Raw genomic sequence first — 13360 nt, 5'->3', positions numbered from 1 at the left:
GGTCACAGCCGGCCGCGGGTAGCCTCGACCGCGACGATGCGAGAGGAGGACGCGATGACGGAGACACCCGAGCCCCTGCCGGGAGACATGCTGGCGGAGCGCTACCGCCTCGTCGCGCAGATCGGGCAGGGCGGCATGGCGCGCGTCTTCCGTGCGGACGACACGGCGCTCGGTCGCACCGTCGCCGTCAAGGTGCTCCGCCCCGCCGTCGAAGAGGCCGTGAGTGCCCCCGAGCGCGCGCGCAGCGAGGTCACGCTCCTGGCCTCCCTCAACCACCCCTCGCTCGTCACGCTCTTCGACGCCCACCTCAGCGGGTCGCCCGAATACCTCGTCATGGAGCTCGTCGACGGCCCCACCCTCAGCGCCCGCATCGCCGACGGGCCCGTGCCGCCCGCAGAGGTCGCGGCCCTGGCCGCCGAACTCGGCGAAGCCCTCCACGTCGTCCACGGCTCCGGTGTGGTGCACCGCGACGTCAAGCCGTCGAACGTCCTGCTCGCTCCGCCGCACCTGCCCGGAGGGCGGCCGCGCGCGAAGCTCGCCGACTTCGGCATCGCGCTCCTTCTCGACAGCGCGCGGGTGACGACGCCGGGCACGATCATCGGCACCGCCGCGTACCTCGCCCCCGAACAGGTGCAGGGGCGCGATCCGGCGCCGGCGTCCGACGTGTACGCCCTCGGCCTCGTCCTGCTCGAAGCACTCACGGGTGAGCGCGCCTATCCGAACACCGACGGTGTCAGCGCGGCCATCGCCCGGCTGACGTCGCCCCCTGCCGTGCCCGACACGCTCAGCGCCGGATGGCGTTCGCTGCTGTCGAGGATGACGGCGACCGCGCCCGAGGATCGGCCGACGGCGCTCGAGGTGGTCGAAGCCGCCGAGCGTCTGCGGACCGAGCCGGTGGATGGCGCGCCGCCCCTGCCGCCCGTGCGTGCAGCGGTGGCCGCCGGCATCCCGGTCGCACCCGTCGCCGATCTCGATCCGGCACGCGGCGACGAGACGACGGGGGATGCCCCGACCCGGCAATACCCGACGGCCGCCACCGTCGCGCTCGCCGGAGCCGGTGCCGGTGCCGGAGCCGGTGCAGAAGCGGTGCGCGACCGTCCGGACACGGTCCGATCACGGCGGCCGCTCGTCATCGGACTCGCGGTGGGTGCGGTCGCGCTGATCGCGGCGGGGAGCATCTGGGCGGGGTCCCTCGCCGGGGCGCCCCAGCCGACCTCGACCGACCCGGCGCAGACCGAACCGCGGCAGTCCGCTCCGGCCGAGGTCGTATCGACCGATCCGACACCGTCTCCGACCGTCGCGACGACGACCGACGATCCCGCTCCCGACGACGAGGCGATCGACGACGAAGCGACGAAGGATGCCGAGAAGGCGGCCAAGGATGCCGAGAAGGCGGCCAAGGACGCCGAGAAGCGCGCCGAGCGCGACGCGAACAGGGATCGCAAGGGGCCGAAGGACAAGCCGTGAACCCACGAACCGCCCCGCCGCAGAAGCGGAGGGGCGGTTCGGTTCCGAGTACTCAGCGCGAGAGCGCCTCGCGGAGCTTGACGCGAGCGCCCATCCGCAGGAGCGAGTTCTCGTAGATCTTCGCGCCGACGAGGATCGCGCCGATGCACGCGGCGAGCATGACGACGAGCGCGAGCAGGGGCTCCCACCACTGCGCCTCGCCGACGAAGATGCGCACCGGCATTCCGACGGGTGCCGAGAAGGGGACGTACGACATGATCGTCAGCACGACGGGGTTGTCGTTGAAGAAGATCACGAGGAAGTACGGCGCCATCACGATGTAGGTGAGCGGGGTGATCGTCGGGCCGATGTCCTCCTGGCGCGAGACCAGTGCACCGGCCGCGGCGAACAGCGCTGCCAGCAGCACGAAGCCGAACAGGAAGAAGACGGCGAACCAGGCGATGGGGCCGCCGAGGCCGGCGATGAGGAAGTCCTGGCCCGTCACCGTCAGCCCGACGATGGCGACCGCGGCGATGCCGACGATCTGCCCCATCGCGAGGATCGTGTTGCCGAGCACCTTGCCGGCCAGGAGCGCCCGGGTCGGGATCGCCGAGATGAGCAGCTCGACCACGCGGGTCTGCTTCTCCTCGACGACGCTCGTCGCGATCGTCGTGCCGAAGGTCAGCGCGGCGGCGAAGAACACACCGCCGAAGGCGATCGCGATGATGTACCGCAGGAAACCGTCGGTGCTCGCCGGCTCGAGGATCTCGACCTTCGGCGCGATGCTGAGCTGCTGCAGAAGGCCGCTGGACACGGACTCGTCGAAGACGACGGTGTAGCCGAGCGGCTCGTCGCCACCGGGGACGACGGCCGCGTCGACGTCGCCGTCGCGGACGAGCTCGCGCGCCTCCTCGGCTGACGCGGCCTCGGTCACGTCGAACGCCTTCGGGTCGGTGATGGCGGACGCCGTCTCGGAGGTGACCGCGATCGGGGTGCGACTGTCGCTCTGCGCCGTGAAGCCCGCCCAGAGGACACCGGCCAGCACGATCAGGAACATGACCGCGGTGGAGATGATGAAGGACTTCGAGCGAAGCTTCGAGCCGAGCTCACGCTCGGTGACGAGCCAGACGCTCTGGCCGAACGAGGGGGAGACGGACGTGTTCACTGGATGACCTCCGTGAAGATCTGGGCGAGGGTCGGGCGGCGCGGCGCGAACGTGGTCACGTCGCCCGCAGCGATCGCGCGGTGCAGGACGCGCTGCACGGTCTCGTCGGAGTCGGCTTCGAAGAGGGCGTATCCGCCGTCGAAGTCGACGACCTCGACGCCCGGCTCGTCGCGGAGCCAGCCGGCATCCGTCCTGGAGACGAGCTCGAAGCGGCGGGTCGCGTGCTCGGCGCGGAGTCCCTCGCGGGTGCCGGCCGCGCGGATCGTGCCGCCCGCGATGATGACGAGGTCGTCGCACAGACGCTCGACGACGTCGAGCTGGTGCGACGAGAACAGCACCGAGACGCCCTGCGCCGCGCGCGTCTGCAGGACGTTCGCGACGACGTCGACGGCGATCGGGTCGAGGCCCGAGAACGGCTCGTCGAGGATCAGCACCTCGGGGTCGTGGACGAGCGCGGCGGCGATCTGCGCGCGCTGCTGGTTGCCGAGCGAGAGGGTCTCGACGTTGTCGCTCAGGCGCTCGCCGAGCCCCAGTTCTTGAAGCAGGGCCGTCGCGCGGGTCGTGGCATCCGCCTTCGAGAACCCGTGCAGGCGAGCGAGGTAGACGATGTGCTCGAGCACCTTCATCTTCGGGTAGAGGCCGCGCTCCTCGGGCATGTAGCCGAACAGGCGCCGGTCGGCGGCGGTGACGGGCTCCCCGTTGAGGGTGACCTCGCCGGCGTCGCGGCCGAGCACGCCGAGCATGATGCGCATCGTCGTGGTCTTGCCGGCGCCGTTGCCGCCGACGAAGCCGGTCAGCCGGCCGGGTGCGACGTCGAAGGCGATGTCATCGAGCACGCGCCTCGATCCGTAGCTCTTGGTGATCCCGCGTAGCTGCAGCATCCGTTCCTCCTGTGGTCTGTGCGCCACCGGCGGCGGCACGTGTCCCACGCTAGGGAGATCGGATGCCGGGGGCCTCCCCCCGGCGGGTGAAACCCATCCCCGCCGAGCGGGGGAGAGCGGTTGTCGGTGCATTCATAGGAATACGGATGCCGGGGCTCTCGTTGGAGTGTGCGATGCCCTCCGGCATCCCTTTCGATTCTCTTTTGGAGGACTCATGACGGACCGCACCATCGGCTACATCGTCGGCAGCATCTCGTCGACCTCGATCAACCGCCGCCTCGCCGAGGCGCTGAAGCGTCTCGCCCCCGAGGGCACGACGCTGGTCGAGATCCCGATCGCAGACCTGCCCTTCTACTCGGTCGACCACGACGGGAACTTCCCCCAGGTCGCGGTGGACTTCAAGCAGGCGATCGCCGACGTCGACGGTGTCATCATCGTGACCCCCGAGTACAGCCGCTCGATTCCGGGCGTCCTCAAGAACGCGCTCGACTGGGCTGCCCGTCCCTACGGTCAGAACGCGTTCAACCTCAAGCCCACCGCCGTCATCGGCACGTCGGGCAGCGGCATCGCGACGGCCGCGGCGCAGCAGCACCTGAAGACGATCCTCAGCCACTTCAACGCTCCGACGCTCGGCCAGCCCGAGGGCTTTATCCAGAGCACGCCCGGCCTGTTCGCCGACAACGGCGAGGTCACCAACGACGAGACGGCCGGCTTCCTCGTCGGCTACCTCGAGGCCTTCAACGACCTCGTCGACCGCTACGCCAAGGTGCCCGCAGGCGCCTGACGCCCGGTCCCTCCGGCCGGAACGGCCCCGCCCCGACTCGGGCGGGGCCGTTTCTCGTGCGTCGTCGGGTCAGGTCAGGCCGTAGCGGTGCGCCCAGACGACGGCGGCGACGCGGTCGCGGGCGCCGAGCTTCTGCAGCACGTTCGACACGTGTGTCTTCACCGTCGCCTCGCCGATGAAGAGCTCGCGGGCGATCTCGCCGTTGCTCATCGCCTGCGCGAGCAGGCGCAGCACCTCGACCTCGCGGTCCGTGAGGTCCACCGGCAGGGCGGGCGCGGCATCCGTCTCTCGGGGGAGGAATGCCGCCGGTTCGGCCCCGGTCTGCGCGAAGCGCTCGATGACGCGGCGGGTCACGGAAGGCGACAGCAGCGCATCGCCCGAATGAGCGACACGGACCGCGTTCGTGAGCTCCTCGGGTCCCGCGTTCTTCAGCAGGAACCCGCTCGCTCCCGCCGACAGCGCCTGGAACAGGTAGTCGTCGCGGTCGAAGGTCGTCACGATGACGACGGATGCCGCGACCCCCGCATCTGCCACGATGCGCTGCGTCGCCTCGAGGCCGTCCATGTCGGGCATCTGCACGTCCATGCAGATGACGTCGGGCTGGAGCGTGTGCGCGGCCTCGATGGCGGCGCGACCGTCGCCGGCCTCACCGACGACCTCGATGTCGCCCGCCGCCTCGAGGATCATTCGGAACCCGGCGCGCATGACGGCGTGGTCGTCGACCAGCAGAACTCGGATCATGCCGGCACCGCCTGCGACAGCGGCACACGCACCCGCACGAGGAATCCGCCTCGAGGCCGGGCCCTCGCTTCGAGCGTTCCTCCGGAGGAATCGGCCCGTTCGCGCATCCCGACGAGGCCGAGGCCCGCTCTTCCGGAGATCGGTCCGCGGCCCTCGTTCGAGACCTCCAGCTCCACCGCGTCGTCGGCGTATCGCAGACGCACATCGGCCGTCGCCCCGGGCCCGCCGTGGCGTCGGGCGTTGGTCAGAGCCTCCTGCGCGATGCGGTACAGGTTCACCTGCACGAGCTCGGGGACCGGAACCGGGTCGCCCACGATGGAGAGCGCGGTCGGCAGGCCGTTCTCGTTCGCGTGCGCGACCAGGTCGGGCAAGGCGTCCAGGCGCACCGTCGACCCGCCGGGCGCCTCGGTCTCGGGCGTCCGCAGGGTCTCGAGCAGCTGGCGCAGTTCGGTCAGCGCCTGGCGCGCCGAGGACTCGACGCCGGTCAACGCGGTGCGCGCGGCATCCGGATCCCGGTCGAGGACGGTGCGCGCAGCGCCCGCCTGCACGCCCATCGCCGAGACGTGGTGTGCGACGACATCGTGCAGCTCGCGGGCGATGCGCACCCGGTCGAGCGCGACGGCCTGGGCGGCCGTCCGCTCGCGTTCCCGCTCGAGCTCGGCGGTGCGCTCCTCGAGGGCGGTGCGCTCCATCGCGCCCGTGTATGCGCGCTCGCCGAACAGGTACGCCCCGCCGAAGAACGCCACGTTGACGAGGAACTGGATCATCGCGAAGGCCGCGAACGGCGAGAACGGCCCCTCCCGAGACAGGCCCTCTTCGGGGGACGCCGCGGTCTGGAAGATCGTGATCATGAGCCACACGAACATCGCGACGATGAGCAGGATGCGCACGAGCGCCGCGCGGCGACGGTCCGACACCCACGCGCCGACCGTGTACATCCCGACGAACAGGGCGACGTTGCCGACGTAGAGCTCGGGGATGCGCGCCGAGACTCCCACGAAGAACACGACGGACACCGCGATCAGCGCCGTCATCGGATACCGCCGCCGGAAGGCGAGGGGCGCCGTCATCGCGACCGAGTAGAGCAGCCCCCAGATCAGGTCGGGGTGGTCGCCGTTGTAGACGCCCGAGACCGAGCCCAAGGCGGTGCTGATCATGGCGGCGACGAACAGTCCGGCGGCGAGCCAGGCGTCCTGGCGTCGTTCGGCCACGGTCGCCGGACGGCGGAGCAACGATTCGGGCATGCTTTCCACGCTAGAGGGGGCCGCGGGTCGCGGCATCCGCCCTGCGGGGGAGACGCCCGATCAGAAGATCATCGGACGGTCGTCGTCGTCCTCGCCGTCGAGGTCCAGGTCGACCACGACGGGCACGTGATCGCTGGGGATCTCGCCCTTGCGCTCGTCCCGGTGGATGGATGCCCCGACCACGCCGTCGGCGAAGGCCGCCGATCCGAGGATGAAGTCGATGCGCAGCCCCTCGTTGCGGGGGAAGCGCAGCTGCTTGTAGTCCCAATAGGTGTAGCCGGTGGGGACCAGCGGACGCACGGTGTCGCTGAGGCCGGCGTCGAGCAGTGCCTGGAACGACGCGCGCTCGTCGGGGGAGACGTGGGTCGTCACGCCCTCGACCACGGTCGGGTCGCCGTTGTCGGCATCCGTCGGGGCGATGTTGAAGTCGCCGACGAGCGCGAGCGGCAGATCGGGGTGCGCGGCGAGCGTGGACTGCGTATACGCGCGCAGCGCCTCGAGCCAGTGCAGCTTGTAGGTGAAGTGCGGGTCGTCGAGGCCGCGGCCGTTGGGGACGTAGAGGCTCCAGACCTTCACCCCGTCGATCGTCGCGCCGAGGGCGCGAGCCTCCTGCGGGGCATCCGGACCCTCGTGTCCCTTCAGAAAGCCGGGCATGTCGGGGAAGGCGTACTCGACCTCGGTGATCGGCGAACGGCTCGCAATGGCGACGCCGTTCCACTGATTCAGGCCGTGCGCCTCGACGTGGTAACCGGCCTCTTCGAACGCCTCGTAGGGGAACTGCTCGGGCTTGCACTTGATCTCCTGCATCGCGAGCACGTCGATGTTCTCGCGCACGGCGAAGTCGACGGTGCGCACGACGCGGGCGCGGATCGAGTTGACGTTCCAGGTGGCAAGCCGCATGGTCTCCAGCCTAGATCGGGCGTCGGACGTGCCCGGTCGTAGACTCGGTGCCGTGACCGTCGCCTCCACGCCCGAACTCGAAGCCGACCGCCGGCGCCTCATCTCGCTCATCCAGGAGGAGGCCGTCTTCCACGGCGACTTCACCCTGTCGAGCGGTAAGAAGGCCTCGTACTACGTCGACATGCGCAAGCTGACGCTCGACCACCGTGCGGCTCCCGCGATCGGGCGCATCATGCTCGACCTCATCCGCGACGTCGACGGCATCGTCGCGGTCGGCGGACTCACTCTCGGTGCCGACCCGATCGCGAACGCCGTCATGCACGAGTCGGCGCGCACCGACGCTCCGCTCGATGCGTTCGTCGTCCGCAAGGAGCCCAAGGACCACGGCCGCGGCCGTCAGGTCGAAGGAGCGGACGTCGTCGGCAAGCGCGTCGTCGTCGTCGAGGACACCTCGACGACCGGCCAGTCCGCCCTGAAGGCCGTCGAGGCGCTGCGTCGCGAAGGTGCCGAGCCCGTCGCCGTCGCCGTCATCGTCGACCGCAAGACCGGAGCGCAGGCCGCCGTCGAGGCCGAGGGGCTCGCCTGGCTCGCCGCGATCGACCTCGACGACCTGGGGCTGGCGCCGCAGTAGCCCTATTGGGGCTCGGGGTCTACTTGGGTTCGAGGTCGTCCCACGGATTGCGGTCGTCCTCGTCGTCGCGGCGCCGCCGCACCATCTGCACGACGACGAGCACCAACGACGTGACCATCGTCAGCCCGACGACGGCGAACAGCAGGTTCTGCTCGAGTCCGTTCATCCGTCCACTCTCCCACGCGGGCCTCTCGACAAGAGCTCCGCAAGGGGATGCCGCGCACAGGCGCCGAGCGTAGGGTCGAGGATGTGGCGCGCGACGACTGGGACCCCGACGATCTCCCCGATCTGAGCGGCCGCCGCTACCTCGTCACCGGTTCGAACACCGGCCTCGGCTTCTTCTCGTGCCTGCAGCTCGCGGGAGCCGGCGCGCACGTCGTCATGACGGCGCGCAACCCGTCGAAGCTGTCCCGCGCCCGCGCGGCGATCCTGGCGCAGGTGCCGGATGCCGACCTCGAAACCCTGGCGCTCGACACGAGCAACCTCGGGTCGGTGCGCGCCGCCGCGGCGACCGTCCGCGGCCGTGTCGGACTGCACGGCGTCATGCTCAACGCCGGGATCGTGCATCCGCCGAAAACGCGACAGCTCACCCGCGACGGGCACGAGCTCGTCATCGCGACGAACGCGCTCGGCCACTACGCGCTCGCCGGAGCTCTGCTGCCCGCCCTCGCGGCGGCCCGTGGTCGCATGGTCTGGCTCGGCTCCGTCGCCACGAAGCTCTTCCCCTGGGATCCCGTCGATCCCGAGCTCGTCGACGATTACACCCCGTGGCGCGCGTATGTGCAGTCGAAGGTCGCGACCGCAGCCATCGGGTTCGAAGCCGACCGGCGGCTGCGGGCGGCATCCGTCCCCGTCGCGAGTCTCGTCGCGCACCCCGGCTATTCGCTCGGCGGGCGGACCCGTCGGATCGCCGGTGTCAGCACCCCGTCGCGACGCAAGCGGTTCGTCGGCGGCCTGCAGGCGGCGGTCGCGCAGTCGAAGGAGCGCGGGGCGTGGGCCCCGGTCCGCGCGCTCGTCGATCCCGAGGCCGAGGGCGGCCAGTACTGGGGGCCGGCGCACACGTACACCGGCGCGCCGGTGCTGGTCCGCCCCCCACGGGTCACGGTCGATCCCGACATCGGCGCCCGCATGTGGCATTACGCCGAGCACGCCACCCGCTCCGAGTGGCCCTACCTGAAAGGTCGGCGACTGCGCCTGCGCTGAGGCCGCCTCTGGCGCGGCTCAGTCGGGTGCGGCGACGGATGCACGACCCGCGGTGCGGGAGTCACCTCCACAGGTCGCGGGCGCATCATCCGCAACACCGGTCGGGCATTCGTCCTCACCGTGCCCGTGCTGTCGTCGGGTGCCGGCCCTGGTCGGCGGCGGGTCCGGCTCGCCCCCGAGCACTCGCGGCTGGAGTTCTGGGTCCGGGCGGCACTGCGCCGTCCGCCGAAGACTCTCAGGCGGTGAGCCACACCGCCCGCGCGGCGGCGGGCGGCAGGTCGATCGTCGGTCCGCCGTCGATCTGCACGGCGTCACGGCCCGTCGCGGTGACGGTGTGGCCGACGCCGATCCCGGCCTCCTCGAGTGAGCGCAGGAGCGCGGGGTCTCGGTCCGAGACCCGCAGCACACGACCGGTGTGTCCGATCGTCGCCTCGGCGAGCAGGACGAACGGCTCGCGCTCGACCGAACCGTCGGGGCCGGGGATCGCGTCGCCGTGCGGGTCGAACCGAGGGTGCCCGAGGCGCGCGTCGATGCCTGCGAGCAGCCGGTCGCTGATCGTGTGCTCGAGCACCTCGGCCTCGTCGTGCACCTCGTCCCACGCGTAGCCGAACTCGCGGACGAGCCACGTCTCGATGAGGCGATGCCGGCGGATCACCGCGGTGGCACGGCGGGTCCCGGCATCCGTCAGCGAGATCGGACCGTACGGGCGGTGCGACACGAGGCCCTGCGCGGCGAGCTTCTTGACCATCTCGGTCACGGACGACGGCGCGAGTCCGAGTTCGGCGGCCAGCACCGAGGGGGTGACGGGATCGGTCTGCCACTCGGTGTGGTGGTAGATCGTCTTCAGGTAGTCGTCGACCGTGGACGCGGGCACGCGCCCCAGATTATCCGGCGAAGAGGGTGAGCCAGAGCAGCAGGCCGTTGAGTGCGACGAGGAAGACCGACGCGAGGATGCCGGCGGCCGTCGTCCACGCCCGGTTGCGGTACGCGCCGAGCACGTCGGTCTTCGCGGTGAGCGCGATGAGTGGGATGAGGGCGAACGGGATGCCGAAGCTCAGGACGACCTGACTGATGATCAGCGCGAGTGTCGGGTCGACGCCGATGGCGAGGATCGCAAGGGCGGGGACCAGGGTCACGAGGCGGCGCACGAGGAGCGGGATTCGGATGCGCAGGAGGCCGTGCATGATCTCGGCGCCCGCGTAGGCGCCGACGGCGCTGCTGGCCAGGCCGCTGGCGAGCAGTCCGACGGCGAACAGCGTCGCGACGACGGGCCCGATCCCGGACTGCAGCGCAGCGTACGCCCCCTCGAGGCTGTCGGTGCCGGGGACCCCGGCGAGGTTCGCCGCCGCGAGCAACAGGATGCAGAGATTCACGGTGCCGGCGATCGCGAGGGCGATCGTCACGTCCCAGCGGGTCGCGCGGAGCACGCGGCGGGTGTCGATCGCCGCGTCGGCGGCCGCGGCATCCGTCCGGCGGTTCTCGCTGGGTCGGAAGCGGTCGCGGGCGAGCGAGCTGTGCGCGTAGATCGCGTGGGGCATGATCGTCGCGCCGAGGATGGATGCCGCGAGCAGCACCGAGTCCGTGCCGTCGAAGCGGGGGAGGAGGCCCTCGACGACGCCCGTCGCCTCGGGCGGGCCGACGAAGACGCCGTAGGTGAAACCGAGGGCGATGACCGCCATCAGGCCGATGATCACGAACTCGAAGCTGCGCGCACCGCGGCGGGACTGCACGAGCAGCAGCGCGATCGAGACCGCGCCCGTGATGAGCCCGCCCCACAGGAGGGGCACGCCGAACAGCAACCAGAGCGCGACCGCGCCCCCGATGATCTCGGCCACATCGGTGGCCATCGCGACGAGCTCGGCCTGCAGCCAGTACGCCCGGCGAGCCGTGTTCGTGCGCAAGCGCGCGCCGAGGAGCTCGGGCAGGCTCCGACCCGTCACGATGCCGAGCTTGGCGGACAGGTACTGGATCAGCCACGCCATGACGTTGCCGAGCACGACGACCCAGACCAGGAGGTAACCGTACCGAGCGCCGGCGGTCATGTTGCTCGCGACGTTGCCGGGGTCGAGGTACGCCACTCCCGCGACGAGCGCCGGGCCGAGGAGCCAGGCTGCACGCGTGCGGAGCCCCGCTGTCTCGCGATTTTTCGGCATGCCGAAAAATCTAGCGCAGGAGGGGGTGCGCGCGGCGCCCATTAGCCTGGACCGGTGCCAGACCCGCTCGATCCCGTCGGCGACGCCGAGCCGCAGCTCCCCGTCGGCGTCGGGCCGTGGCCGGGCGAGTGGCCGGACGACCCGCGTTACGACCGCGACCTGCTCGAGCACGGCGACCGGCGCAACGTCGTCGACCGGTACCGGTACTGGACGATGGCCGCGATCGTGGCGGATCTCGACGAGAAGCGGCATCCGTTCCACGTCGCGATCGAGAACTGGCAGCACGACATGAACATCGGCTCGATCGTGCGCAGCGCCAACGCGTTCGGCGCCGCCGAGGTGCACATCATCGGCAAGCGGCGCTGGAACCGGCGCGGCGCGATGGTCACCGACCGGTACCAGCACGTCCGCCACCACGAGGACGTCGCGGCCTTCACGGCGTGGGCGGATGCCGCGGGTCTGCCGGTCCTCGCGATCGACAACGTCGACGGGTCGGTGCCGGTGGACCGCGCCGACCTGCCCGAGCGGTGCGTCCTGCTGTTCGGGCAGGAGGGGCCGGGGCTGTCGCCGGAGGCACTCGAAGCGGCATCCGGCGTCGTCGAGATCACCCAGTACGGCTCGACCCGGTCGATCAACGCCTCGGCCGCGGCAGCCGTCGTCATGTACGAGTGGTGCCGCCGCCACGCGTGAGCCTCAGGTGGTGATCGTCGCGCGACGGTGCTCGTCCCCGACTCGGCGGTGTCTGTCGTCCGGGTGCGCGGCACGGCGACCTCAGTCGAACATCCCGAACTCCGCCGCCCCGTGACCGTCGGCGACATCGGCCGCGGCGTCTCCTCCGAACAGCACCCGCGAGATGCCCCGGGAGTCGTCGAGCATCGCGGTGAGCACGACGTCGAGATCGTCGTCGGTCACGTCGCGGTCCTCGCCGACGGCGCGCAGCACCGCCCGGCGGATGACCTCCTTGACGAAGGATGCCGTGACCCCGTCCGCGCGCTCAGCCGCCGTATCGAGCGCCGCGGCGGAAAGTGGCAGGTCGCCGCCGTACACCTGGAACAGCCGGGACCGCGCGGGCAGATCGGGCAGCGGGATCTCGAGCGCCAGGTCCACCCGCCCGGGGCGTGCGGCGAGGGCCGGCTCGAGGATCTCCGCCCGATTCGTCGTCAGGACGAACGCCACATCCGCGTCCCCGTCGAGACCGTCGAGGGCATCGAGCACCTCGAACAGCAGCGGCTGCAGGCCGTAGTCGCCGCGATCGGCGGCCACGAGGTCGACGTCCTCGAGCACGACGAGCGCCGGGCTCATCGCCCGCGCCAGCTGCGCCGCCATCCCGATGAGGCCGAGAGCCGCACCCTGAAGCAGGACCACCGTCGTCCCGGGCGTCTGGGCGATGAGATGGCGGATCGTGAGGGTCTTGCCCGTACCCGGCGACCCGTACAGCAGGACGCCGCGCTTGAGGTGCTGCCCCCGGGCTCGCAGCTCGGCGGCGTTCTCGCCTATGCCGACGACGTGATCGCGGATGCGGGTGAGCAGGCCGTCGGGGAGGACCACGTCGTCGGCGCTGACCTTCGGGCGTTCGAGGAACGTGATCCCGCCTACGCCCTCGCCGTACTCGCCGCGCGCGAAGCTCACCACGTTGCCGCGCACGACACTCATCTCGTTCATTCGGCGACGGGTCTCCGCGAGGAGTGCGTTCGCCGCCTCGGCGTCGGCGGCGAGAACCTCGAGCTGCGCCCCCTCTCGACCCGATCGCGGATCGGAGCCGCGCTGCAGCACGGCGACGGGGGAGCCGGCGTGACGGAACAGCCGGAGCGCCGTCGTCTTGGTCTGGCGGGACGTGCCCGGTCCGGTCGCGGTCGAGACGTACTCGACGGGTCCCGCCTCGATGCGGGCGTAGGGCGAGACGATGATGCCGGTGAAGTCCTCGTGACGCAGGTGGTGTCCCCCGCGGATGCCTACGGTCCGGGCGTCGGGGTCGTCCGCCGAGAGGGCGTCGAGGGCGATGTCGGCGTCGACCAGGCGATGCGGCAGCACGGGCTCCGACACGAGCGGCAGCCCGGCCGGATCTTCCCCGAGATGCTCGCGGATGATCTCGCCGAGCGGTGTGAGTGTCGTCGCCACCGGTTCCGGCATCCGGTTCATCCGCTGGATCAGGCGGTGGAAGTCGGCCATGAGCTCGTCGTCGCGAGGGTCCATGCCCGCACTCTAGGGGACG

At 71.1% G+C, this 13360-nt stretch carries 14 protein-coding genes; 5 read left to right on the top strand and 9 right to left on the bottom strand.

The genetic code is table 11. From position 1 onward, the window contains the following. The first annotated feature begins 54 nt into the window (after positions 1-54). Positions 55-1467, top strand: coding sequence for a serine/threonine-protein kinase (locus ACIQLK_RS01485; RefSeq protein WP_400362326.1), 1413 nt, complete (start codon positions 55-57; stop codon positions 1465-1467). A 52-nt stretch (positions 1468-1519) separates the two neighbouring features. Here ACIQLK_RS01485 and ACIQLK_RS01480 read toward each other — a convergent pair whose 3' ends face one another. Beyond that, positions 1520-2611 (bottom strand): ABC transporter permease, encoded by a 1092-nt coding sequence (locus tag ACIQLK_RS01480; RefSeq protein WP_400362324.1) that lies wholly within the window; start codon positions 2609-2611, stop codon positions 1520-1522. Next, positions 2608-3492 carry an ABC transporter ATP-binding protein gene (locus ACIQLK_RS01475; RefSeq protein WP_400362322.1) on the bottom strand — a complete coding sequence of 295 codons (885 nt, stop codon included), beginning with the start codon at positions 3490-3492 and terminating at the stop codon, positions 2608-2610. The genes ACIQLK_RS01480 and ACIQLK_RS01475 overlap by 4 nt, the downstream gene beginning before the upstream one ends. 214 nt (positions 3493-3706) lie before the next feature. On the opposite strand from ACIQLK_RS01475, the gene ACIQLK_RS01470 reads away from it, so the two are divergent. Next, complete coding sequence (locus ACIQLK_RS01470) at positions 3707-4276, top strand: NADPH-dependent FMN reductase (protein WP_400362321.1); 570 nt, start codon at positions 3707-3709, stop codon at positions 4274-4276. A gap of 69 nt (positions 4277-4345) precedes the next feature. On the opposite strand, the gene ACIQLK_RS01465 is transcribed toward ACIQLK_RS01470, so the two are convergent. The 3 genes from ACIQLK_RS01465 to ACIQLK_RS01455 are packed head-to-tail and all read right to left on the bottom strand — an operon-like array spanning position 4346 to position 7161. After that, positions 4346-5017 carry a response regulator gene (locus ACIQLK_RS01465; protein ID WP_400362319.1) on the bottom strand — a complete coding sequence of 224 codons (672 nt, stop codon included), beginning with the start codon at positions 5015-5017 and terminating at the stop codon, positions 4346-4348. Beyond that, a complete protein-coding gene (locus tag ACIQLK_RS01460; protein ID WP_400362317.1) occupies positions 5014-6261 on the bottom strand; it encodes a sensor histidine kinase in 1248 nt (415 codons plus the stop codon). The genes ACIQLK_RS01465 and ACIQLK_RS01460 overlap by 4 nt, the downstream gene beginning before the upstream one ends. A 60-nt stretch (positions 6262-6321) precedes the next feature. Continuing rightward, the gene (locus tag ACIQLK_RS01455; RefSeq protein ID WP_400362315.1) at positions 6322-7161 is read right to left on the bottom strand and encodes an exodeoxyribonuclease III; all 840 of its coding nucleotides are present in this window, start codon (positions 7159-7161) and stop codon (positions 6322-6324) included. Between the two features lie 52 nt (positions 7162-7213). On the opposite strand from ACIQLK_RS01455, the gene pyrE reads away from it, so the two are divergent. Beyond that, positions 7214-7792 carry an orotate phosphoribosyltransferase gene (gene pyrE, locus ACIQLK_RS01450; protein WP_400362313.1) on the top strand — a complete coding sequence of 193 codons (579 nt, stop codon included), beginning with the start codon at positions 7214-7216 and terminating at the stop codon, positions 7790-7792. A gap of 19 nt (positions 7793-7811) precedes the next feature. Here the strand turns inward: pyrE and ACIQLK_RS01445 are convergent, their stop codons facing one another. Further along, the gene (locus tag ACIQLK_RS01445; protein ID WP_400362311.1) at positions 7812-7958 is read right to left on the bottom strand and encodes a hypothetical protein; all 147 of its coding nucleotides are present in this window, start codon (positions 7956-7958) and stop codon (positions 7812-7814) included. Positions 7959-8041: 83 nt separating this feature from the next. On the opposite strand from ACIQLK_RS01445, the gene ACIQLK_RS01440 reads away from it, so the two are divergent. Next, a complete protein-coding gene (locus ACIQLK_RS01440; protein ID WP_400362309.1) occupies positions 8042-8995 on the top strand; it encodes an SDR family NAD(P)-dependent oxidoreductase in 954 nt (317 codons plus the stop codon). Between the two features lie 235 nt (positions 8996-9230). Here ACIQLK_RS01440 and ACIQLK_RS01435 read toward each other — a convergent pair whose 3' ends face one another. Beyond that, positions 9231-9869, bottom strand: coding sequence for a metal-dependent transcriptional regulator (locus ACIQLK_RS01435; RefSeq protein ID WP_400362307.1), 639 nt, complete (start codon positions 9867-9869; stop codon positions 9231-9233). Between the two features lie 10 nt (positions 9870-9879). Continuing rightward, a complete protein-coding gene (locus ACIQLK_RS01430; RefSeq protein ID WP_400362305.1) occupies positions 9880-11148 on the bottom strand; it encodes an Nramp family divalent metal transporter in 1269 nt (422 codons plus the stop codon). Between the two features lie 54 nt (positions 11149-11202). On the opposite strand from ACIQLK_RS01430, the gene ACIQLK_RS01425 reads away from it, so the two are divergent. Further along, complete coding sequence (locus ACIQLK_RS01425) at positions 11203-11838, top strand: TrmH family RNA methyltransferase (RefSeq protein WP_400362303.1); 636 nt, start codon at positions 11203-11205, stop codon at positions 11836-11838. An 81-nt stretch (positions 11839-11919) separates the two neighbouring features. Here ACIQLK_RS01425 and ACIQLK_RS01420 read toward each other — a convergent pair whose 3' ends face one another. Next, positions 11920-13341, bottom strand: a complete 1422-nt coding sequence (locus ACIQLK_RS01420) for an AAA family ATPase (RefSeq protein WP_400362302.1) — start codon at positions 13339-13341, stop codon at positions 11920-11922. Positions 13342-13360 lie beyond the last annotated feature (19 nt).

Origin of the sequence: Microbacterium sp. NPDC091382 (assembly GCF_044757025.1) — a bacterium.
Taxonomy (GTDB): Bacteria; Actinomycetota; Actinomycetes; order Actinomycetales; family Microbacteriaceae; genus Microbacterium.
Note: the sequence above shows the minus strand (reverse complement) of the source record. Positions and strands in the feature narration are given on the sequence as shown.